Source organism: Rhizobacter sp. (assembly GCA_019635355.1).
Taxonomy (GTDB): Bacteria; Pseudomonadota; Gammaproteobacteria; order Burkholderiales; family Burkholderiaceae_C; genus Rhizobacter.
This window is the reverse complement of record JAHBZQ010000001.1, coordinates 2,847,998-2,865,405: the sequence shown is the minus strand read 5'-3', so window position 1 is coordinate 2,865,405 and position 17,408 is coordinate 2,847,998. Positions and strand designations below refer to the sequence as shown.

Genomic DNA, 17,408 nt, shown 5'->3' with positions numbered 1-17,408 from the left:
CTCTCGCGAGGGCTGTTTATTGGAAGGCGACTTCCGCGAAGCTGCGCAGCTTGCGGCTGTGCAGCTGGTCGACCCCTTGTTCACGCAGCAACTCCATCGCACGGATGCCGATGCGCAGGTGCTGATCGACACGCTCGCGGTAGAAGTGATTCGCCATGCCGGGCAGCTTGATCTCCCCGTGCAGCGGCTTGTCGCTCACACACAGCAAGGTGCCGTAGGGCACGCGGAAGCGGAAGCCGTTGGCGGCGATGGTGGCGCTTTCCATGTCGAGCGCGATCGCGCGCGACTGCGAGAAGCGCTGCTCCGGCGTGCTCTGCGGGTGGGTGAAGGGCAGCAGCTCCCAGTTGCGGTTGTCGGTGCTGGCGACGGTACCCGTGCGCATCACGCGTTTCAACTCATAGCCCTTCAACTGGGTGACCTCGGCCACCGCGTCTTCGAGCGCGACCTGGATCTCCGCCAGCGGCGGGATCGGCACCCACAGCGGCAGCTCTTCGTCGAGCACGTGGTCTTCGCGCACATAACCGTGGGCGAGCACGTAGTCGCCGAGCGCCTGCGTGTTGCGCAGGCCCGCACAGTGGCCGAGCATGATCCACGCATGCGGGCGCAGCACCGCGATGTGGTCGGTGATGGTCTTGGCGTTCGACGGGCCCACGCCGATGTTGACCATCGTGATGCCGGTGCGGTCTTCGCGCACCAGGTGGTAGGCCGGCATCTGCGGCAGGCGCGGCGGCGCCACGCGCAGCTCGTCGTCGGGCTGGGGGCCGAGGCCCGCGCGGCGCAGCACCACGTTGCCGGGCTGCACGAAGGCGCTGTAGCCCGAGTTCGGGTCGGCCATCATCTCGTGGCCGAGCTGGATGAACTCGTCGATGTAGAACTGGTAGTTGGTGAAGAGCACGAAATTCTGGAAGTGCTCGGGCGCGGTGCCGGTGTAGTGGCGCAGGCGGTGCAGCGAGTAGTCGACGCGCGGTGCGGTGAAGAGCGACAGCGGCAGCCGCGGCTGGCCGTCGGGGCCGACGTGCGGCACGTGGGTGCCGTTGGCGATGCCGTCGTCCATCGCAGTGAGGTCGGGCAGGTCGAACTGGTCGCGCAGCAAGAGGCGCCGCTCGGGCGGCATGCTGCCTTCGAGGTGGTCGTTCTCGGCCAGCGAGAAATGCACCGGGATCGGTTGGCTCGACAAGCCCACTTCGAGCGTCACGCCGTGGTTCTTCAAGAGCAGCGTGAACTGCTCCAGGTAGTAGTCGTGGAAGAGGTCGGGCCGCGTGAGCGTGGTCTCGTAGGTGCCGGGGCCGGCCACGAAGCCGTAGGCCAGGCGCGAGTCGGCGCGGGCCACGGTGTCGGTGTGCACGCGCAGGTAGGGGTAGCAGGCGCGCACGTGCTGCTGCAGGTCTTCGCCGGCCACGAAGCGCACGAGGCTGTCGCGCAGGTGCGCGATGCCCATGTCGTAGATCGTGGTGGCGTGCGCCAGCGCGGCGGCGGCGTCGTGGAAGGAGCGGGCGGTGATCTGGGTGGGAGAGGCCATGAGGCGCATTGTGCGTCCACGGCCTTTCACCTCACGCGCTCACGCGGCCCACGGCGGCACGAAAGGCGCTTCGCCCGGCACCACCGCCTGGCCGCCCACGGGCAGCACCGCCACCGCCTCGAAGGGCTCGTCGTGCGGGTTGGACAGCGCGAAGTCCGCATCGGCCGGCACCACCAGGGCGCTGCCGGCGGCGAGCGTGTGCTGCTGGCCGGCAAGCGTGACCTCGGCACGGCCCGACAGGGCCACGAAGATTTCCTCGCGCGTGAGCCGGTGGGTGCGGGGCGCGGTGCCCGGCGCCATCGACAGGCGCCAGACCGCGTTTTCCTTCGACCCGCGGTTGGGCGAGGCGAGGCCGGTGAAGGTGACGCCGGGCAGGGCGAAGACGGGCGCGTCGGGGGCGGCGATGAGGGTCATGGTGGGCTCTGGGTATAGTGGTCAAGTAAATTGACTATAGGGTGAGTCGGAAAAGTGGTCAAGAAAATTGACGAAAAGGCGCCGCCGCTGATCGACCACGTGGGCTGGCGCCTCTGGCGCGCGAGCCAGCAGTGGATGCGGCGCTTCTCTGCCGAGATGGTGGCGGCCGGGCACCCGGTCTTCGCGGAAGCGCGCTCGCAGTTGATCCCGCACATCGCGCGTGAGGGCACGCGCCAGTCGGAGCTCGTCGTGCGCATGGGCTTGAGCAAGCAGGCGGTGCAGCAGCTCGTGGTGGCCCTCGAAGACGACGGCCTCGTCCAGCGCCTGCCCGACCCTGCCGACGGGCGCGGCAAGGTGGTGGCCTTCACCTCGCGCGGCCTGGCCTTGCTCGCAGCAGCCAATGAGGTGAAGCAGCGCATCGAGAAGGACTACCGCGACCGTCTCGGCGCTGACGATCTCGCGCAGCTGGTGCGGGCGCTCGACCGGCTGGAGCCGCTCGCGTGAGGCGCCGTCGTGTTGTCACGGCTGCGTCAAGCGCCTCACGAGGTGCCCGCTAAAGTCGCCCGCCAAACAGGAGACAGGCGCATGACGCAGACAACGATCAAGGCCCCGATGGCCGGCACCGTGGTGCAACTCGCGGTGGCGGCGGGCGAGGGCGTGCGCGCCGGCCAGCTGCTGCTGGTGCTGGAAGCCATGAAGATGGAGCACGAGATCCGCGCCGAGGCCGACGGGCAGGTGCTGCACATCACCGTGGCCGCCGGCGACACCATCGGCGAAGACGAGCTGCTGGTCACGCTCGGCGCGCTGCAGGCGGCGCCCGCGGCGGCGGCGCAGGCCGAGGTGGCGCCCGCCTCGCCCACGTCATCCCCCGCCTCGGCCGTGCGCGCCGACCTGCAGGAAGTGCTCGACCGCCACGCCCTCACGCTCGACGCCAGCCGCCCCGAGGCCATGGCCAAACGCCACGCCCTCGGCCTGCGCAGCGCCCGCGAAAACATCGCCGACCTCTGCGACGAGCACAGCTTCCTCGAATACGGCGCCCTGGCCTATGCCGCGCAGACACGCCGCCGCGAGCTCGACGACCTCATCAAGAACACCCCGGCCGATGGCCTCATCACCGGCATCGGCAGCGTCAACGGCGCGCTCTTCGGCGAAGAGAAATCGCGCTGCGTCGTGATGTCGTATGACGCCACCGTGCTCGCCGGCACGCAGGGCATGCGCAACCACGAGAAGACCGACCGCGTGCTCGGCGTCGCGCTCGAGCAGAGGCTGCCGGTGGTGCTGTTTGCCGAAGGCGGCGGTGGCCGGCCCGGCGACACCGACTCGGCCAAGGTCGCCGGCCTGCACCTCACCACCTTCGCCAACTACGCGCGCCTGAGCGGCCAGGTGCCGGTGGTCGGCATCGTCGCGGGCCGCTGCTTCGCCGGCAACGCCGCACTGCTGGGCTGCAGCGACGTGATCATCGCCACGCGCGACAGCAACATCGGCATGGGCGGCCCCGCGATGATCGAAGGCGGCGGCCTGGGCGTCTACACGCCCGAGCAGGTCGGCCCGAGCCACGTGCAGCACGCCAACGGCGTGATCGACGTGCTGGTCGACGACGAAGCGCAGGCGGTGGCCGTGGCGAAGCAGTACCTTGGCTACTTCCAGGGCCGCGTGGCCGAGTGGTCGGCGGGCGATCCGCAAGCGCTGCGCAGCGCGTTGCCCGAGAACCGCGTGCGCGCCTACGACGTGCGCCAGGTCATGCGCGGCGTGGCCGACACCGGCTCGCTGCTGGAGCTGCGCGCGGGCTTCGGCCACGGCATCCTCACGGCGCTCGCGCGCATCGAGGGCCGGCCCATCGGCCTGATGGCCAACAACCCGGTGCACCTGGGCGGCGCGATCGACGCCGATGCGGCCGACAAGGCCGCGCGCTTCATGCAGCTGTGCAACGCGCACGGCCTGCCCATCGTGTCGCTGGTCGACACCCCCGGCTTCATGGTCGGCCCCGAGATCGAAGAGAAGGCACAGGTGCGACACGTGAGCCGCATGTTCGTCACGGCCGCGCACCTGCGGGTGCCGCTGCTCGCGCTGGTGCTGCGCAAGGGCTACGGCCTGGGGGCGATGGCGATGGCCGGCGGCGGCTTCCACTCGCCGGCGATGACGGCCGCTTGGCCCACCGGCGAATTCGGCGGCATGGGGCTCGAAGGCGCGGTGCGCCTGGGCTACCGCAAGGAGTTGTCGGCTGCGCCGGAAGGCGCCGAGCGCGACGCGCTCTTCGACAAGCTCGTGGCCGCGCAGTACGCGCGCGGCAAGGCGATCAACATGGCGGCGATGCTGGAGATCGACGCAGTGATCGACCCAGCCGACACGCGCCACTGGCTGGCGCGCGGGCTCGCGTCGTCACGCGTGTCGGAGCGCCGCAGCGCCCCCATCGACACCTGGTGAGGGGTCAGACGGGGCGTTGCTCGCCCCGCACGCTGGCCGCATCGGGCCAGTGTCGCGCCTGCAGGGCGGGGTGGGCCGCTTCGTAGCCGAGCTCGGCCGGCGCCGTGGCGCCCGCATCCACGTCCGCGGCTTCGGCCGCCGGCGGGTTGCCGCCGTAGTACCAGCGACGCACGTCTTCCAGCCATTCATCGTTCGGCATGATCTCGCTCCTGCAATCCCGCGGCCCCTCTCCACACGGTGGGGCACGGCTGGTGGCCATCGTGCAAATGAGTGGCTGAAGCCGCCATCAGGCGACCGAGCGAACCGCTGTAGGCCCACGCCTACACCTGTGTGCAGCTGCAACGCCGCGGCTTTTCGTCCTACGCCATGCCGCGGCCGGGGCGGGCAGACGCCAGCCAGCCGACCCTGGACGATTCAGCTCCGTGAAGACAGCCCGAGGAGCGGGCCAGGAGCACGACATGCAACACCACACTCATCCCAAGCATCCCGTTGACCGCATCACTGCGTCGCTCGCCGCCGGCTCGCTGGCGTGCCTGGTCGTCCTCGGCGGTTGTGGCCCGCAAGACGGCAGCCCCGTGAAGGCGAACGGCACCCAGGTGCCGAGCGCGAACACCACCGCGCGTACAGCACCCGAGCGCCCCGCCGCCCCCGTGGCGCTGATGGGCGAAGTGCGCCACATCGAAACCCTCACCGAGCGGCCCAAGGGCACCGGCGTGGGCGCGGCCACCGGCGCCGTGATCGGCGGCGTGCTCGGCTACCAGGTGGGCGACGGCAATGGCCAGAAGGCCGCCACGGCCGCCGGGGCCATCGGTGGCGGCCTGCTGGGCAACAAGATCGAGCGCGACCGCAACACCCGCGTGGTGGGCTACAACGTGCAGGTCCAGCTCGACAACGGCCAGACCCGCACCTTCCGCCGCGAATCGCTGGGCGGCCTGCAGGTCGGCTCGCGTGTCAAGGTCGAGGGCGCAAGCCTGCAGCCAGCCTGATGACAAACCCCGCGCCGGCTTCGCAGCCGGGCCGCGGGGTGCGACACTTTCCCGGCTTGGCCGGCCCAATGCCGGCAAGCCCTCAGCATGGCCATTGGTTGGATGACCGCCCTCAAGGTGATCCCGTGGGGCGACGTGATCGAAGCGACCCCGGGCATCGTCAAGAGCGCCCGCAAGATCTTCACCCGCTCGCAGCAAGCCGAAGAGGCCGCCACCGCCGCGGCGAGCAGCTCGGGTGACCTCTCGGCGCGCGTCGCGCAACTGGAAAGCAGCGTGGCCCAGCTCGCCGAGCAGCAGAAGGCCTCGGCCGAGCTGATCGAAACCCTGGCCGAGCAAAACGCGCGCATCGTCGAGGCGGTCGATGCCTTGCGCAGGCGTGCACGCCTGCTCATCGTCGTCTCGTCGCTGCTCTCCATCGCCTGCGTGGGGCTCGTCGCCTGGAGGCTGGTGTGAGTCGCCTCCGTGTGGGCATCGGCGGCTGGACCTTCGAACCCTGGCGCGACAACTTCTACCCCCAGGGCCTGCCGCACGCGCGCGAGCTGCAATACGCGGCCGGCAAGCTCACGGCCATCGAGGTCAACGGCACCTACTACAGCACCATGAAGCCGGCCACCTTCGCCAAGTGGCGCGACGACACGCCCGAGGGGTTCGTGTTCTCGCTCAAGGCCAACAAGTTCACCACCAACCGGCGCGTGCTGGCCGAGGCCGGCGAGTCGGTCGAGCGTTTCATCGGCAGCGGCCTCGCCGAGCTGGGCGACAAGCTCGGCCCGGTGCTGTGGCAGTTCGCCCCCACCAAGAAGTTCGACGCGGCTGACTTCGAAGCCTTCCTCAAGCTGCTACCCGCCAAAGTGAGCGGCCTGCCGCTGCGCCACGTGATGGACGTGCGGCACGACAGCTTCAAGTCGCCCGAGTACCTGGCGCTCGCCCGCCGCTACAACGTGGGCACCGTGTTCACCGACTCCGACGACTACCCCTCGTTTGCCGACGTCACGGGTGACTTCGTCTACGTGCGCACCATGCGCTCGCAGAGCCACCTGCCGCAAGGCTTCGAGCCGCAGGCGCTCGACCAGCTCGCGGCCTGCGCAAAGCGCTGGGCCGAAGGCGGCGAGCCCGACGGCGTGCCACGCGTCGAACCGGCCGCAAAGGCCGGCCCGCGCGACGTGTTCCTGTTCTTCATCAGCGGCGCGAAAGAGCGCAACCCGGCCGCCGCGATGGCGCTGCTGGAAAGGCTTTCGCCCGCGTGAAGATGGCAGGGCCGGGGCATGCCGCTCAGGCCTTCGTGTGGCCCACGGTCTGCGCCAGCAAGAGTTGTTGGTCGTTGCCCAGACCCATCGCCTTGGCCAGCGCCTCACGGTCGAACCACGCCCGCACCACCGTCGCCAACCCCGCCGAGGCGCAGAACAGATAGGCGTTCTGCGCCATGGCCCCCGCGGCTGCGCAGGCGTAAGCGGTGCGCTGCGCCGCCGGCACCATGCCCATGCGGCCATGGTCGGCGACGTAGACCAGGTCGAGCGCCGCGTTGTCGACGAAGTCCTGGTAGCCCGTGACGCGCCGCACGTCGCTCGATTCGACGAGCTGCAGCGCGTGCACCACCGGCTCGTAGCGGTACAGGCCTTGCGGCATGGCGGCGTAGAGCAGCACCTCCTGCGCGTTCATCGCGCTCGGCGTGGTGCGTCCGCCGAGCGCCGGGCGGTTGACGCCCGCCGCAGCCCACAGCAGGTCAGACAGGGTCTGTTCGTCCAGCGCCGTGGGCGCGAACTCGCGCAAGGACTGGCGGCGCGCCAGCGCCTCCATCAGCGGCAGCCCGCCTTCGCGGTGCGGCGGCGGCAGGGCGAGCGTGTGTTTCGCGTCACCCACCGCCGGCCGCGGCGGGTTGTGGCCCATCAGGCCCAGGGCCAGCTTGGTCAGCGTGTTCATCGTTGCATCTCCGGTCGATCAGGCGCAGCCTAGGCGCCACACGCCGCAGCGGATTGATGGGCGTCAATGTCCATCGTGTCGATTTGGCTGGCCGTCGTTCGTCGTGGGAGACGGGGTGCCCGGAGTGGGTGCGCCGAACGGTCTAACGAACAGGAGTGCAGACATGTCCTACATCGATGGTTTCGTGATCGCGGTCCCCACCGCCAACAAGCAAAAGTTCATCGAGCATGCGCGCCAGCTCGACCCCATCTTCCTCGAGCTCGGCGCCATCCGTGTGATCGAGGGTTGGGGCGACGACGTGCCCGACGGCAAGGTCACCGATTTCCGCCGCGCCGTGCAGGCCACGGCCGACGAGACGGTGGCGTTTTCGTGGGTCGAATGGCCCGACAAGGCCACCCGCGACGCCGGCATGAAAAAGATGATGGAAGACCCGCGCATGGATCCCTCCACCCCCGGCAACCCGCCGATGCCCTTCGACGGCAAACGCATGATCTTCGGCGGCTTCGTGCCGGTGGTTGAAGTGAAGGCTTGAGCGGCCTGGAGCTTCAGGCTCGCAGCCATGCGAGGTGACGACGCCGCGAGCGCCATGCCGTTGGTGGGTGGGCATCACAACTGGGCGAAAAGCTGCGACTCAGCGCTTGTAGCCCTTCACAGCATTCGCCTTCGCCTTCAAGACGAGTGGCCCATCACCCGGGCTTCCGGTCCGCTCGCGGGCTCGCTCGCTCAAGCGCTGCAGGCCAGATGGCGAGAGCGTTGCGAACAGGCCACGCAGGCGCGGACTCCCGTATGCAGTACGCCAATAGGCCTCAAAGCTTTCGAAGGTGCGGCTCACCTCGAACTGGCGTGTTTGCACGTCTACCAAGCCGGCGCTTCGCCAGAGATCTACCGACGCTTGCAGTGTTGCCGCCCAGGCGCTCGGCGGCTGCTGCGATCTGTAGCCTTCGACGTGCACGGAATCGAGTATCGGTTGCAGCGGAAATCCGCCGCCGTCCAAGTCCCATTGATAGGCAGCAACCATCCCGCCCCCCTTGACCACACGCACCAGTTCGCGCAGACCCTTCGGCGGATCAGGCAGGAAGAAGAGCACCAGGGCCATGACGGCGGCGTCGACGGACGCATCCGGAAGCGGCAATGCCTGGGCATCCCCTTCCATGAAGCAAACCTCGGCGGTTGTCACCCACTGGCGCGCGAAACTGAGTTGGGCCGGGGCCGGATCGACGCCGACCACCGAGGCAGGACGTTGATGCAACATCAGCGACCGGGTAAACGAGCCATCGCCGCAGCCGGCGTCAAGCCATGCCAGACCGTGCGGAAGCGCTAACCATTCCAGGAAGGGCTGTGCGACCAGCGCGCTCCATCGTCCCATCATCAGCTCGTAGGCGGCACCGTCGTCGAATACGAAAGCAGGCAATGCAGATGCGTCAGCGGCTGACGGCGACACGTTTGCCTTTGGCGGCACTCTCACGCGACACTTCCTCTCAAATGGACAAGCTCAAGGCCATTCAATACTTCCTGGCGGCAGCCCAAGGCGGCAGCTTGTCTTCTGCGGCACGCCAGCAAGGCGTGACCTTGCAGGCCGTCGCGAAGCTGGTCAGCGCGCTTGAGGCCGAACTCGGGACCACGCTGTTCCAGCGCGGCAGTCGCGGGCTCCAGCTCACCGCGGATGGCGCGCAGTACGCTGACGCCTGCGCCCCGCTGCTCGCGCAGCTGCAAGCGGCCGACGATGGTCTTCGGCAGGCAAGGCAGCGGCCGCAAGGCACGCTGGTCGTGGGCGGTACACCGTTTCTGCTGCAGCACTGCATCGTGCCGGCTTTGTCGGCGTTCCATGCCACCTACCCGGACCTGACGCTCGATCTTCGCGCTGTGTTGCACCTCGAGGGGACGGCCGCGAAGGACTGCGACCTGCTGCTGCTGCACGGCTGGTTCGAGGCTGGCAGCTGGGTGCGCCGTGAGCTTCCGGTGATGGCGCAGGTCACCGCGGCCACGCCCGACTACTGGAAGCGCCAGGGCATTCCACGCCACCCGCGCGACCTCGCTGACCACAACTGCCTCAGCTACCGAAATCCATATGGCAAGCTGCTCGATCTCTGGCGCTACCGACAGGCTGGGCCGCAGGGCGAAGTCATCGAAGAGGTGGTGGTTCGAGGGTGGCTGAACTCCAACCATCGAGACAACCTGCTCGCCCTGGCCCTGAACCACGGGGGCGTGATGCGCATCGCACCGGCCACCGCGCAAGCGGACCTGGCGAGCGGCCGCCTGGTCGCAGCGCTGCTGGACTGGGAGATGATGGACCCACCGCCGCTGGCGTTGTACTTCCGGCCCGAACTGCGCCGGACCTTGCGCTTGCGCGTCTTCGCCGACTTCGTCGCCACGCACTGCACCGAGCTTGCCCAGATGACGAACGCGAAGGGGCAGGCCAGCGTCGACGGGCGGCCGGCCTGGCACCAAGGCAACAGTCGACGCGCCTCCAGTTGGTTGAGCCACAGGTGAGCCCCGGTGCTCAGTCGATGCTGGCGCCTGTCTCGCGGACAAACTGAATGTATTGCGCCTCCGCCTTGAGCATCAGTTCTCGCGTCTCCGCGGACGATCGTGGGCCGCCGACGATGAGAAGGCGCTCCATCTCCTGCCTGAACTCGGCCGACTGCGCCGCCTGACGCGCGACCACGGCCAGACGGTCGACGATGTCGGCCGGCAGCCGGGGAGGTCCTACAACGAAGTGAGCGGTGATCAGCGGTTCGGCGGAAATGCCGGACTCGGCCAGCGTGGGCACCGTCGGCAGCGCAGGGATCCGTTCAGCCATGCTGCAGCCGAGCATGGTCAGGCGGCCAGACTTCACGTGCGGGACGCTGGCGCTTACCGGCAGCACTGCGACCTGGATCCGACCTTCAAGCAGGTCGGGGAGCAGCTGAGGCGCGCCCTTGTAAGGCACCCGCTCAAAAGCGATGCCGAACGCGCTGCTCACCTGTCCGGCCACCATGTCTTCCGAGACGTTGTTCGCCCCACGCATCAGCGGCTTCGGACTTGCCTTCGCGTATGCGACGAACTCAGCCAGTGTCTTGGCTGGCAGGTTGGTCGACACCACGAGGCACTGCGTGTTGCCGCCGATTGCGGCGATGGGAGTGAACTCGGCGATGGACTTGTAGGGCGAGGCCTTGCTGAGGTGTGGCAGACCGGCGTTGGACGCGAGCGCGAAGAGCAGCGTGTAGCCGTCGGGGGCGGCGTTGAGGACGGTGCCCGCTCCAATGCCTGTATTGCCGCCGGGCCGGTTTTCGACCAGTACTTCCTGCCCAAGGCTGGCGGCCATGCCCTTTGCGAGAGCGCGGGCCGCCGTATCGCTCGGGCCGCCAGCGGGAGTCGGAACGACCAGTCGGATCGGCCGGCTGGGATAGGACGGCTGCCCGCCTGACGCCGCCGTAGACAGCGTCATTGCGCCAACCACGAGGGCTTTCGACAATTTGTTCATCCCGATACTCCGTACTGTGAGCCGGGGCACAGTGTTGCCGCGAGAGATTCTCGTGGGAAGTGCCGTGCCGGAAGAGGCTGCCTCAACTTTCGGTTCAGTCTGCGGCGGACATGCCCGCGGCTGCGAGATCAACTACTGGTTCAGCACCGCCTCAACGAATGGAGCCTTCTCGAGGGCGCCCCGAGTTCGGATGATGCGGCTCATCGACATTGCGACGAGGGCCACATGAACACTTCCGCTCTTCGGCAACTTTCATCCACCACAAACGCCTACCTTGCGGTGCTGACGTGGCTGTTCACGCTGTTCAACTCGGTGCGCGTGCTGGCCTATCTGCCGACCCTCTTGGCCATTTTCACGAGCGGCGACAGCAGCCAGCATTCGCTGCTGACCTGGATCACATGGGTTGGGGCGAATGCCACGATGGCAGCCTGGCTCTACGAGCACAACGGGCGATGCCTCAATCGAGCCATCGCCGTCAACGTCTGCAACTCGCTGATGTGCCTTGCAACATCGATCCTGATCGTGATCTACCGCCTCTGATGCGTGCTCAGACCGCAAGGCGGTGGTGGCGGTCGGGGACTGAGGGGCAAGCTGAGGGCAATACGGCTGCTCGGCTCCTATGGCGGCCCACTCGCCAGCAACTCCCCCATGTCCCGCTGCCCCGCCAGCCGCGGCCGTTTCGGGTCAGGGTGCACGCGCCGAATCCACACCCCCAGCACCTGTGCACCAAAGCGCGCCTGCAGCTCCGCATAACTCTCGGGGTCACGCTCGCCGTCGTCGCCGAGCAGCGCGAAGCGGGTCTGCGGAAAGGCTTGCAATATGGCGCTCGCACGCCGCACCTTGTAGGCCTGCTGGTCGACGAGTGGGTCGGTGCTGGCTGGGCTCACTTCCTTCAGTTGCAACACGCCTTGCGGGAAGCCGTGCTGGCGCAGGAAGCGGCGCACGCTGTCGGTGAGCTGGCGTGGCGAGGCCGAGATGTAGAACACGGGCGTGGCCTCGGGGCGCGGGTTGCGCTTCGTCCACGCGGTGTAGAGCGCCGCCATGCCGCCCACCGGCGCGCGCGCCTCGGGCGGCACGGTGAGGCTGTTGCGCAGCAGGCGCGTGGTCTGGTTGACCTCGCTCACGAGAATGGTGTCGTCGAGGTCGGAGATGAGGCCGATGGTGTTGGCCGGGTCGTGCACCAGCAGGTGGGCCGCGCTGCTCGGCGCGGGCTGGCTGTCGATCGGGTGCCAGCCGGGGGTGAGCGACGCTGGCGGCAGCGGCTGGTTGGCGCGCAGCTCCCAGTAGCCCTGGTCGTCGGCGCGGGTCTGCCACTGCAGGCCACCGACGGACCAGCGCACCGCGCCTTCTTCGCCGCTCGTGAAGAGCAGGCGGCTGTTGCGGTAGAGGCTGCTGCGCACGCCGCTGTCGGCGCGCGGGCCGCGGCGCTTCTCGACCAGGCGGCCCGAGAACACCACGCCCTGCGCGGTGGCCCAGGCGTCGTCGACGATGTTGTGCAGCGGGTCGTCGTCTGCCTGCGATGGCAGCGGAAGGCCGAGCGCCAGCAGCGGCGCGAGGCAGAGGCGGCGTCTGTCGATCGTCATGCGCCGAGGGCGGCGACGAGCCGTCGTGCCACGTCGGCCGCGGCCTGCGGGCGGGCGATGCGCTCGGCGTTCGCGCGCATGTCAGCCATGCGGGCCGCATCGTGGAGCCAGCGCGTGAGGTGCCAGGCGGCATCGGGCTCGTCGTGCAGGCGCACGGCCGCGCCTTCTTCGAGCAGGTAGTCGCAGTTGCGCTGCTCCTGGCCGGGGATGGGCGCCACGAGTGCCATCGGCTTGCCCTTGGCCAGCACCTCGTTGGTGGTGAGGCCGCCGGGTTTGGTGACCACGAGGTCGGCGGCGTCCATCAGCTGGTGGATGTTGGTGACGAAGCCGTGCACGGTGACGGGCAGGTTCAGCGTCTTCGCGCGCTCGCGGCAGGCGGCTTCGAGCTCGGCGTTGCGCCCGGCCACCACCACGAGGCTCAGGCCGCAGTCGTCTCCCGCAAACGAGTCGAGCATCGCCACCAGCGGCCCCACGCCGAAGCCGCCCGAGAGCAGCAGCACGGTGGGCCGCTCGGGCAGGCCGAGCGTGGCGCGCATCGTGGCAGCTGGCGTGCGCTCGGCGAACACCGGGTCGATGGGAATGCCGCTCACGCTGATGCGCTCGGCCGCGATGCCCTTGCGTTGCAGCTCGCGCGCGCCCACCTCGGTGGCCACGTGGTAGTGGTCGATGTGGGGGTAGACCCAGAAGGCATGCGGGCTCACGTCGGTGACCACGGCGTGCACCGGCGTGGCGAGCTTGCCGCGGCCTTTCAGGTCCGACAGCAGCGCCATCGGCAGGAAGTGCGTGCACAGGATGGCGCGTGGCTGCGTGGTGGCCAGCAGGTCTTTGAAGCGGGTGCTGTTGGCCTTGTCGAAGGCGAGCCGGGCGCGGGTGCTCTTGCTGCGCGGCGGCTTCACCACGTCGTAGCGGTCGTAGAGGTGGCCCCAGAGTTCGGGCGCACGCTGCACGAGCTCGATGTAGGCCTGCGCGTAGAGCTTGCGGAAGAGGCTGCTGGTGCAGGCGAGTGTGTCCACCACATGATGGGCCGGGGCGCCCTGCTGGCGCAGCGCGGCCGAGACGGCTTGCGCCGCGCGGGTGTGGCCGGCGCCGGCGGTGGCATGGAGCAGCAGCAGCGGCGCGGGGGTGAGGTCGGTCATCTTGAGGGGCGGTGTCGGGTCAGGGCTCGCTGCGCTTGAGTTCGAGTTCGGCGAAGGCGAACTCGCGGTAGGGCGTGGCCTGCAGGTCGACGGTGCGGCGGAACATGCGCTTCGCTTCCGACGTCTTGCCCGCGAGCAGCAACTGCTGGCCCATGTAGAAGTAGGCCTCGCTCAGGTTGAGCCGCTCCATCGACTTGTTTTCCTTCGCGCGCTCGATCACTTCGTCTTGCGAGGCCTCGCCGGCGAGGTAGTGCACCAGCACACCCGGCCAGCTGCTGCGGCTCACGTCGGGCAGGTGCGGCAGCACCGCCGCGCGGCCCTTGCCGCCGGCCTTTTGCGAGGCGATGTAGAGCCACGACAGGGCGAACACGCGGTCGTTGCCCGACGACTCCTGCACCGCCTGGCTGAAGTTGCGCTCGGCATCGGCCAGCTCGCCCTGGTAGTACTGCGCGTTGCCGATGCCCATCTGCCAGGCGGCGCGGTTGTTGGGCGTGGTGAACTGCTGCATGGCGCTCAAGGCCTCGCTGCCGCGGCCGAGCGACATGAGTGCGAGGCCGCGGGTGTAGTGCGAGTAGCGCGCCTCGGGGGCGCTCGCGAGCGCGCGCTCGGCGTCGGCCAGCGTGGCGTCGTGGTCGGCGAGGCCGCTGTTGGCAATGGCGCGGCGCTCCAGCAGCTGGCCCACCAGCGGGCCGCTGTCGCCCACCTGGCGCAGCAGCTCGGTGGCGAAGAGGCGCTCCACTTCCTGGCGCACCACCAGCTCGCGCAGGGTGTCGGTCTGGCGGCCGAGCTTCTTGGTCACGCGGCGGTCGATGTCGTCGAACTGCGCGCGCAGCGGCTCCATGCTCAAGAGCGGCAGGCGCACGCTCACGCCGCCGAGCCGGCGCGCCGTCTGCAGCTTCTCTCGGAAGCCGTTCAGGTCGGCCGGCTGCACCTCGTCGCTGCGGCGCTCGTAGGTGAGCAGGTAGTCGAAGCTGTTGCCGTTGACTTCGTAGCGGCTGGCCACGCGGAAGTGCTTGTCGGTCACGTCGGCGGGCGGCGGCGGGGAGGCGGTGAAACGCTGCGGTGCGATCGCGCGCAGGCGCTGGCGCACCTGCACCGGCTGGTCGACGAGGAAGGGCATCTCGCGCCGCAGCTCGCGCGGGCCGACCAGGCTGTCGAGCAGCTCGAGCGCCGGCAGCTCGACGGCGAGCGCACCGCGGTCGTACTGGCCCAGGCCCGGGGCCTCGTACTTCAGCTCCAGCTGGAAGGTGTTGGTGTCGCGGTTGTCGCGCACGGTGGGCGAGCCCACCGCTTTCAGGCCCGGCAGCATGCGCGCATAAGCGCCGGCGATGGCACCGGCCAGCCGCTCGGCGCCGCCCGCTTCCACGCCGGCACGCCAGCCTTCGGCCGCAAGCCCGCGGGCGCGCAGGGTGGTGGTGAAGGTGGGGGTGCGCTTGAGGTCGGAGGCGTCCCACACCGAATCCCATTCGAGGGTGTAGGCCTGCGCCGGGCCCGGGCCCACCTTCACGAGCCCGGTGGTGCCGGGGCTCACCACCAGCCCCATGCCGTAAGACGCCACGCCACGCGTCTGCAGTTGCCGGCCCTGCTTCTGCATCGTCGGGTCGATCCAGTAGACGGTGCCGTCGAGCGTGAGCTGGGTGATGACGTGGTCGAACTGGTCGTGCGAGGGCAGGTAGTCGGCCACGCCGCGGTTGCGTCGCACCGAGATCAGCACCGGCTTGGCCTCGAAGCCCAGGCGCTGCAGGATGGTGTTGAGCAGCGCGGTCTTGTCCTTGCAGTCGCCCAGGCGCTCGGCCAGCGTGCGCGCAGGCGGCTTGGGGCGGTGAGAGCTTTCGCCCAGGCTCACGCTGAAGTAGCGCACTTCGTCTTGCACGAACTCGATCACCTCGGAGGCGAGGCGCTCGCGCGGCAGGCCCTTGGCGCGCCAGGCGTCGATGCGGCCCTGCAGATCAGGCCCGAGATCGCCCGGGGTGGCGAAGAGGTCTTCGGCCCAGGCGGCGACCTGTTGCCAGTCGGCGTAGTCGCTCACGTGCAGCGCGGGGTAGACCTTGAACCACGGCGGTGTGTGTTCTTCGGCGATGACGGCCGGGATGTTGCGGCGGGTGAGCGTGAGCACCTGGCGCCCGCCCTGCGTGCTGCGCTCGACGGTGGCGTCGCTGCGGATGCCGCGCGTGTGCAGCGTGCGGCTGGCCGGGGCTTCGAGGCGGATCTGCAGCTCGTCGACGGCGGCCGGGTGGCCGAGCTGGAAGGTGTCGGCGTAGTGGCCCTTGTAGATCGGGTTGGTGCCGTGCACGGTGTAGGCCACCTCGACGGCATCGCCCACGCGCACGTCGTTGAGCAGCACCAGGAGGGTTTGCACGCCGGTGAGCGTCATGCGCTCGAGGCCCTCTTCGCGCCGCAGCAGCTCGATGCGGGCGTCTTTCAGGCGGTCGAGCCGCGCGCCGTTGCGCAGCACTGCCGCCTCGTGCAGCGAGACGGTCTGGAAGGCCGGGTTGAAGTAGACCTCGACCTTCGACACCGCCTGCACGCCGGCCGAGTCGCTGATGGCGAGGCGGGTGTGGGTGTAGGCATGCTCGCCGCCGTCGGGGGCGAGCTGCGTCTGGTAGTCCATCAGCGTGATGCGATAGCCGGGCGAGGTGCTGGTCGGCGCGGCCGTTGCGGCGGAAGGTTTGATCGGCTTCACCCAGGCCGGTGTGCGCTCGATCTTGTAGCCCGCACCGCTGCGGGCCGAGGCCTTGGCCGTGGTGGCCGATTGCGCAGAAGCGGTGGCCGGCAGCAGCGCGGCGGCCAGGCTCAGTGCCATGATGGCGAGGTGACGAAGAAGTGGCGTGTGGGCAGCGTGTGGGCGTGGGGACATGGGCAAACCTCAGGGCTGCGGCCATTATGGGGAGCGCTCCGGGCCTGCGGGCTCGCACGTTCGGGGGTGTCGTGGCGTTTCGCGTGACGATCTTGGGCACCGGCCTGCATTTCGACGCCGGGCCCGGCGAGACGCTGCTGGTGGCGGCGCGCCGGCAGGGCGTGCTGCTGCCGAGTTCATGCCGCAACGGCACCTGCCGCGAGTGCCGCTGCCGGGTCGACCAGGGGCGTGTGCGCCACACCATTCACTGGCCGGGCCTCAGCGCCGAGGAGAAGCAGCAAGGCTGGGTGCTGCCCTGCGTGGCCGAGGCCGAGAGCGACGTGGTGCTGGTCGCGCCGCGGGCGCGGGCCGGGCCCTGAGCTGAGGCGAGCGGCTCAGCCGCCCGAGAGGCTCTTCGTGTCGTGAGCGATCTGCGCGTCGAGGTGGCGCGTGCAGTCGACCAGCTCCAGCGTGTGCGGCGGCGTGGCACCGCAGATGGTGACGGAGGTGTTGCCGACGCGCAGCGGCAGCGCATCGGCACCGAGCTGCAGGTGCTGCGCGAGCAGCGCGCGGATCACGAGGCCGTGGGTGACGACGGCGAGGTGGCCGTCGACGCGGCCGCGCATCTCGACCATCTGCGCGAAGGCTTGCGCCACGCGTTGCTGGAACTCGGCCACCGATTCACCGCCGGGCGGCGCTTCGGTCATGGTGAGCGGGTTGTAGGGCAGGCTGTCGTAGGGCTGGCCGCGCAGCGTGCCGAAGTTGCGCTCGTGCAGCAGCGGCGTGGGCGTGAGGGGCGCGCCGGTGGCGGCGGCGATGGCCTGTGCCGTCTGCAGCGCGCGCGGCAGGTCGCTCGTCAGGATGGCGGCGATCTTCAGGTCGGCCAGGCGCCGGGCCACGGCCTCAGCCTGCTTGAGGCCGGTGTCGCTCAGCGGGGTGTCGGCCGGCTGCAGGGTGCGGGCCACGTTGAGCGGCGTTTCGCCGTGGCGAACGAGGATGATGGACATGGCGGTCGGCGGCTGCTCGGGGCCCTCATTCTGCGCACACGGGCCCACCCCGCGCAGCCACCTTGGCGACGCCTCGGAATGGCGCGGGAATGCGAGACTGTGCAGCGCGCTCCGCCAGGCTCA

The 17,408-nt window shown here is 69.4% G+C and carries 19 protein-coding genes; 9 read left to right on the top strand and 10 right to left on the bottom strand.

Annotated elements, in window-relative coordinates:
• Positions 1-16: 16 nt before the first annotated feature.
• Both KF892_12975 and KF892_12970 read right to left on the bottom strand, forming a co-directional pair.
• Complete coding sequence (locus KF892_12975; GenBank protein MBX3625924.1) at positions 17-1,519, bottom strand: AMP nucleosidase; 1,503 nt, start codon at positions 1,517-1,519, stop codon at positions 17-19.
• Between the two features lie 39 nt (positions 1,520-1,558).
• A complete protein-coding gene (locus tag KF892_12970; protein ID MBX3625923.1) occupies positions 1,559-1,933 on the bottom strand; it encodes a cupin domain-containing protein in 375 nt (124 codons plus the stop codon).
• A gap of 54 nt (positions 1,934-1,987) precedes the next feature.
• Here KF892_12970 and KF892_12965 point away from each other — a divergent pair, with 54 nt between their 5' ends.
• Complete coding sequence (locus tag KF892_12965) at positions 1,988-2,437, top strand: MarR family transcriptional regulator (protein ID MBX3625922.1); 450 nt, start codon at positions 1,988-1,990, stop codon at positions 2,435-2,437.
• Positions 2,438-2,518: 81 nt separating this feature from the next.
• A complete protein-coding gene (locus tag KF892_12960; protein ID MBX3625921.1) occupies positions 2,519-4,357 on the top strand; it encodes a biotin/lipoyl-binding protein in 1,839 nt (612 codons plus the stop codon).
• A gap of 4 nt (positions 4,358-4,361) precedes the next feature.
• On the opposite strand, the gene KF892_12955 is transcribed toward KF892_12960, so the two are convergent.
• A complete protein-coding gene (locus tag KF892_12955) occupies positions 4,362-4,556 on the bottom strand; it encodes a hypothetical protein (protein MBX3625920.1) in 195 nt (64 codons plus the stop codon).
• 259 nt (positions 4,557-4,815) lie between these two features.
• Between KF892_12955 and KF892_12950 the strand changes: the two genes are divergently transcribed.
• From KF892_12950 to KF892_12940, 3 genes are all read left to right on the top strand, one after another.
• Entirely contained in the window at positions 4,816-5,343 is a 528-nt protein-coding gene (locus KF892_12950; protein ID MBX3625919.1) for a glycine zipper 2TM domain-containing protein, read from the top strand.
• A gap of 87 nt (positions 5,344-5,430) precedes the next feature.
• On the top strand, positions 5,431-5,796 hold the full coding sequence (locus KF892_12945) for a hypothetical protein (protein MBX3625918.1): 366 nt from the start codon (positions 5,431-5,433) through the stop codon (positions 5,794-5,796).
• Positions 5,763-6,587: a DUF72 domain-containing protein gene (locus KF892_12940; protein MBX3625917.1), complete on the top strand. Its 825-nt coding sequence runs from the start codon at positions 5,763-5,765 to the stop codon at positions 6,585-6,587. Before KF892_12945 ends, KF892_12940 begins: the two co-directional genes overlap by 34 nt.
• A 25-nt stretch (positions 6,588-6,612) precedes the next feature.
• Here the strand turns inward: KF892_12940 and KF892_12935 are convergent, their stop codons facing one another.
• A complete protein-coding gene (locus tag KF892_12935; GenBank protein ID MBX3625916.1) occupies positions 6,613-7,260 on the bottom strand; it encodes a nitroreductase family protein in 648 nt (215 codons plus the stop codon).
• 163 nt (positions 7,261-7,423) lie between these two features.
• On the opposite strand from KF892_12935, the gene KF892_12930 reads away from it, so the two are divergent.
• A complete protein-coding gene (locus KF892_12930; protein ID MBX3625915.1) occupies positions 7,424-7,792 on the top strand; it encodes a DUF1428 domain-containing protein in 369 nt (122 codons plus the stop codon).
• Positions 7,793-7,891: 99 nt separating this feature from the next.
• On the opposite strand, the gene KF892_12925 is transcribed toward KF892_12930, so the two are convergent.
• On the bottom strand, positions 7,892-8,701 hold the full coding sequence (locus KF892_12925; protein ID MBX3625914.1) for a methyltransferase domain-containing protein: 810 nt from the start codon (positions 8,699-8,701) through the stop codon (positions 7,892-7,894).
• 41 nt (positions 8,702-8,742) lie between these two features.
• Here KF892_12925 and KF892_12920 point away from each other — a divergent pair, with 41 nt between their 5' ends.
• Positions 8,743-9,750, top strand: coding sequence for a LysR family transcriptional regulator (locus KF892_12920; protein MBX3625913.1), 1,008 nt, complete (start codon positions 8,743-8,745; stop codon positions 9,748-9,750).
• Between the two features lie 10 nt (positions 9,751-9,760).
• Here the strand turns inward: KF892_12920 and KF892_12915 are convergent, their stop codons facing one another.
• Positions 9,761-10,723 carry a tripartite tricarboxylate transporter substrate binding protein gene (locus KF892_12915; protein ID MBX3625912.1) on the bottom strand — a complete coding sequence of 321 codons (963 nt, stop codon included), beginning with the start codon at positions 10,721-10,723 and terminating at the stop codon, positions 9,761-9,763.
• A gap of 225 nt (positions 10,724-10,948) precedes the next feature.
• Between KF892_12915 and KF892_12910 the strand changes: the two genes are divergently transcribed.
• Positions 10,949-11,263 (top strand): hypothetical protein, encoded by a 315-nt coding sequence (locus KF892_12910; protein ID MBX3625911.1) that lies wholly within the window; start codon positions 10,949-10,951, stop codon positions 11,261-11,263.
• A gap of 77 nt (positions 11,264-11,340) precedes the next feature.
• On the opposite strand, the gene KF892_12905 is transcribed toward KF892_12910, so the two are convergent.
• From KF892_12905 to KF892_12895, 3 genes are read right to left on the bottom strand one after another with little or no spacing between them, the layout of a single operon-like run.
• Entirely contained in the window at positions 11,341-12,306 is a 966-nt protein-coding gene (locus KF892_12905) for a DUF2183 domain-containing protein (GenBank protein MBX3625910.1), read from the bottom strand.
• Positions 12,303-13,442, bottom strand: coding sequence for a galactosyldiacylglycerol synthase (locus tag KF892_12900; GenBank protein ID MBX3625909.1), 1,140 nt, complete (start codon positions 13,440-13,442; stop codon positions 12,303-12,305). Before KF892_12900 ends, KF892_12905 begins: the two co-directional genes overlap by 4 nt.
• Positions 13,443-13,461: 19 nt before the next feature.
• Positions 13,462-16,245: a DUF3857 domain-containing protein gene (locus tag KF892_12895; protein ID MBX3625908.1), complete on the bottom strand. Its 2,784-nt coding sequence runs from the start codon at positions 16,243-16,245 to the stop codon at positions 13,462-13,464.
• A gap of 80 nt (positions 16,246-16,325) precedes the next feature.
• Between KF892_12895 and KF892_12890 the strand changes: the two genes are divergently transcribed.
• On the top strand, positions 16,326-16,658 hold the full coding sequence (locus KF892_12890; protein ID MBX3625907.1) for a 2Fe-2S iron-sulfur cluster binding domain-containing protein: 333 nt from the start codon (positions 16,326-16,328) through the stop codon (positions 16,656-16,658).
• A 15-nt stretch (positions 16,659-16,673) separates the two neighbouring features.
• Here KF892_12890 and KF892_12885 read toward each other — a convergent pair whose 3' ends face one another.
• A complete protein-coding gene (locus tag KF892_12885) occupies positions 16,674-17,285 on the bottom strand; it encodes a histidine phosphatase family protein (protein MBX3625906.1) in 612 nt (203 codons plus the stop codon).
• Between the last annotated feature and the right edge of the window lie 123 nt (positions 17,286-17,408).

What these genes read in the sequence shown, in the direction of transcription:
- KF892_12975 (MBX3625924.1), bottom strand. Translation starts at nt 1,519, where the DNA reads ATGGCCTCTCCCACCCAGATCACCGCCCGCTCCTTCCACGACGCCGCC.
- KF892_12970 (MBX3625923.1), bottom strand. Translation starts at nt 1,933, where the DNA reads ATGACCCTCATCGCCGCCCCCGACGCGCCCGTCTTCGCCCTGCCCGGC.
- KF892_12960 (MBX3625921.1), top strand. Translation starts at nt 2,519, where the DNA reads ATGACGCAGACAACGATCAAGGCCCCGATGGCCGGCACCGTGGTGCAA.
- KF892_12955 (MBX3625920.1), bottom strand. Translation starts at nt 4,556, where the DNA reads ATGCCGAACGATGAATGGCTGGAAGACGTGCGTCGCTGGTACTACGGC.
- KF892_12950 (MBX3625919.1), top strand. Translation starts at nt 4,816, where the DNA reads ATGCAACACCACACTCATCCCAAGCATCCCGTTGACCGCATCACTGCG.
- KF892_12945 (MBX3625918.1), top strand. Translation starts at nt 5,431, where the DNA reads ATGGCCATTGGTTGGATGACCGCCCTCAAGGTGATCCCGTGGGGCGAC.
- KF892_12935 (MBX3625916.1), bottom strand. Translation starts at nt 7,260, where the DNA reads ATGAACACGCTGACCAAGCTGGCCCTGGGCCTGATGGGCCACAACCCG.
- KF892_12930 (MBX3625915.1), top strand. Translation starts at nt 7,424, where the DNA reads ATGTCCTACATCGATGGTTTCGTGATCGCGGTCCCCACCGCCAACAAG.
- KF892_12920 (MBX3625913.1), top strand. Translation starts at nt 8,743, where the DNA reads ATGGACAAGCTCAAGGCCATTCAATACTTCCTGGCGGCAGCCCAAGGC.
- KF892_12915 (MBX3625912.1), bottom strand. Translation starts at nt 10,723, where the DNA reads ATGAACAAATTGTCGAAAGCCCTCGTGGTTGGCGCAATGACGCTGTCT.
- KF892_12910 (MBX3625911.1), top strand. Translation starts at nt 10,949, where the DNA reads ATGAACACTTCCGCTCTTCGGCAACTTTCATCCACCACAAACGCCTAC.
- KF892_12905 (MBX3625910.1), bottom strand. Translation starts at nt 12,306, where the DNA reads ATGACGATCGACAGACGCCGCCTCTGCCTCGCGCCGCTGCTGGCGCTC.
- KF892_12900 (MBX3625909.1), bottom strand. Translation starts at nt 13,442, where the DNA reads ATGACCGACCTCACCCCCGCGCCGCTGCTGCTGCTCCATGCCACCGCC.
- KF892_12895 (MBX3625908.1), bottom strand. Translation starts at nt 16,245, where the DNA reads ATGGCACTGAGCCTGGCCGCCGCGCTGCTGCCGGCCACCGCTTCTGCG.
- KF892_12890 (MBX3625907.1), top strand. Translation starts at nt 16,326, where the DNA reads ATGGGGAGCGCTCCGGGCCTGCGGGCTCGCACGTTCGGGGGTGTCGTG.
- KF892_12885 (MBX3625906.1), bottom strand. Translation starts at nt 17,285, where the DNA reads ATGTCCATCATCCTCGTTCGCCACGGCGAAACGCCGCTCAACGTGGCC.